The organism is Streptomyces sp. SM1 (genome assembly GCF_002910825.1).
GTDB classification, from domain to species: Bacteria; Actinomycetota; Actinomycetes; order Streptomycetales; family Streptomycetaceae; genus Streptomyces; species Streptomyces okerensis.
The window spans coordinates 1-2,270 of sequence record NZ_NEUB01001027.1; the positions used below are offsets into that span (position 1 = coordinate 1).

Below are 2,270 nucleotides of genomic sequence, written 5' to 3' on the forward strand. Positions count from 1 at the left end.
GACGGGCTGCGGCCGCCGGATTCGCGGGCGGACCTGACGCACGGCCAGGTGATCGAGGTACTGGTGGCGAAAGAACTGACCGCTCCCGCGCCGCTGTTCCGCGTCAGGGCTGGCCATACTCGTGTGAGGCCGTCAAGGGTCTTGGTGGAGGCCGATGCGTGTCCCGGCTGGTGCATTGACGGGTCTCATCGGTGTCCTGCTCGGGGCTTCGGCGATCAGCGGCGTTGTCGCGTCCGGCCGGTGGCAGCAAAATGTCTCCTCAGGGACACCGCCGGAACTCGAAGATGTCCATGGCGAGACGCCGCTGCGATTTTGGCACCACATCTGACTCGCCGCGAGCTGTGCGAAGACCGCCGCTCAGTATTGATGGCGTTGTGTGACCTTGTACACCGCGAGTCGTGCAGGATCGGCCCGGCCTCAGCGCAGACGATGTCCTCGTCGTCCAGTCATATCCCGGTGTGCCGGCCCTCGGGCCACCATCGGGTGTGGCTCGGCCCACGGCGTCGTGCGCGGTAGCGCGGGACGGCGCAGATCTCATGGGCCGAACGGCGGGCGAGGAGCGCCCGTGAGTCGGTCTGGTGGAGGGGCCTTTCGAGGATGGGCGGCGTGCGGCGGAGCCGGTGCGCGTGCTCAAGATCAGTCAGGAGCTGGGCGAGGTCGCGGAGGCCCTTCACGGCGCGGCGGCCCTGGAGCACCAGCTCCACGGCCGCGCGCCGGATGAGATCACCGGCGGCCGGGGACGTCCGGCTCCTCCAGGTCCTCACGATCAACGGGGATATGAGGGAAGTCGCCATAACGGGGCACGGGGCACGGGTCCGCATAGTGAGGCAGTCGAGGCCGCGCACACGTGGGAGGACATGGAAGCGCGCCTCGGCTGGCTCATCCTGACGGGCGCCGCGCTGGACGACCTCACAGGGTGCTGCCTGGGACACGGTGGACGAACGGCTGCGTTTCCTCGTGGAGAGGGTCGCAGCCTACGCCGGCCATGAACCTCAGATGACCCGTTCCACCCTCTGTACGGAAGGGCCCGCACGGACGTGCGGGCCCTTCCGCGTCATCCCCTACGTTGCGGACGCACACGTCCTAGTGGGACGTATCCCGCCTCCCCGGTGGGAGATGAGTGGGAGACAAGTGGGAGATGATCATGGCGTGGTGCTGCAATCAGGCGCTAGGAAATGCTCGATAGCGCTACCTGTGCGGCCCTGGTTCAGCCGCCGGATTCAGCCGCATGAGGACTCAGCGCACCCATGCTGACCAGCACAATGATGACGATGCCCAGCACGATCCGGTACCAGACGAACGGCATGAAGCTCTTGTGGGAGATGAACTTCATGAACGAACTTATGACGACTTTGACCGAGCGGACTTGACCTGCTGTTTTCCACCACTTTCCAAGATCGAATGCGAGAGCAGTGGGAGATGGCACCTTCCAGTGCTCTCCATCGCTGGCCACGAAGCGCAGTCACCGGGTTTGCAGCGGGAATCAATCATCGAGATACAGCACGCGCTTGAAGGCAGCATGGCGGCGAACGAGCTGCCCGCCCGGGGTCAGGATGAGTGAGCAATTCCGGGCAGCGGTAACGGAATCCGCATTGCACCTCCGCGCCCACATTGCGCGACTCGAAGTCCGCGAACTACCGCCAGTGTGTTGGAGTGGCTGGAGCCACACCGAAGCGCGGTAGCAGCCCGGACGGCGCTCGACACCCTTCAGGACCGCCTGAGCCGCCATCTCCGAGGGCTCTACGCGGATCGGTAGGCAGTACCACTGTCACGATCGGACAAGCAACAAGCGCCCGTAGTCGGCGAGTACTTCACGCACCTCGGGCACGTCCTCCGTGCGCTCAGAGGAGAGGTTCCCGGATGCGGCGATGACGTTCTTGGCCTCTTCGGCGGCCTGCTCGGGCTCGTTCGCGTCGGCCAGGGCCACCGCGAGCCACGACCGGTACGGCGCGACCTCCCGGGCGTGCGTGGCGCCGCAGCGTCCCAGCACGTCCGCGCTTGAGGTGAAGGACGCCTGGCCGAAGAAGGACGAAGACTCTAGTGACGGCACTGAGGCACCGGTTGAGGAACCGCTCGCTCCGGAAGAGGACCAGGGATAGTACCGAGTAAGGGGAAGCAGGCGCTCTGGGTCGTCCGCCGGGAGGCGGACGACCCAGAGTTACTCAGGGGTTAGGTGTATCTCACGGAGCGAGGTCGAGCACCCGGACGCCGGCCCCGTCCCAGGCCTTGGGCTGGACGGTGGCGACGCGTGCCCCCTCCAGACGCTCGGG

At 66.2% G+C, this 2,270-nt stretch carries 2 protein-coding genes and 1 pseudogene; all 3 read right to left on the reverse strand.

The window, feature by feature from the left end; all coding sequences use genetic code 11:
• Positions 1–446: 446 nt before the first annotated feature.
• The 3 genes and pseudogenes from B9S61_RS41320 to B9S61_RS37060 all read right to left on the reverse strand — a co-directional run bounded on the left by B9S61_RS41320 (position 447) and on the right by B9S61_RS37060 (position 2,050).
• Positions 447–764 carry a hypothetical protein gene (locus tag B9S61_RS41320; RefSeq protein ID WP_219820003.1) on the reverse strand — a complete coding sequence of 106 codons (318 nt, stop codon included), beginning with the start codon at positions 762–764 and terminating at the stop codon, positions 447–449.
• Positions 765–1,207: 443 nt separating this feature from the next.
• Positions 1,208–1,348: pseudogene (locus tag B9S61_RS37055) on the reverse strand (undecaprenyl-diphosphatase); the annotation flags it as partial.
• A 420-nt stretch (positions 1,349–1,768) separates the two neighbouring features.
• Positions 1,769–2,050: a hypothetical protein gene (locus tag B9S61_RS37060; protein WP_258040070.1), complete on the reverse strand. Its 282-nt coding sequence runs from the start codon at positions 2,048–2,050 to the stop codon at positions 1,769–1,771.
• Positions 2,051–2,270 lie beyond the last annotated feature (220 nt).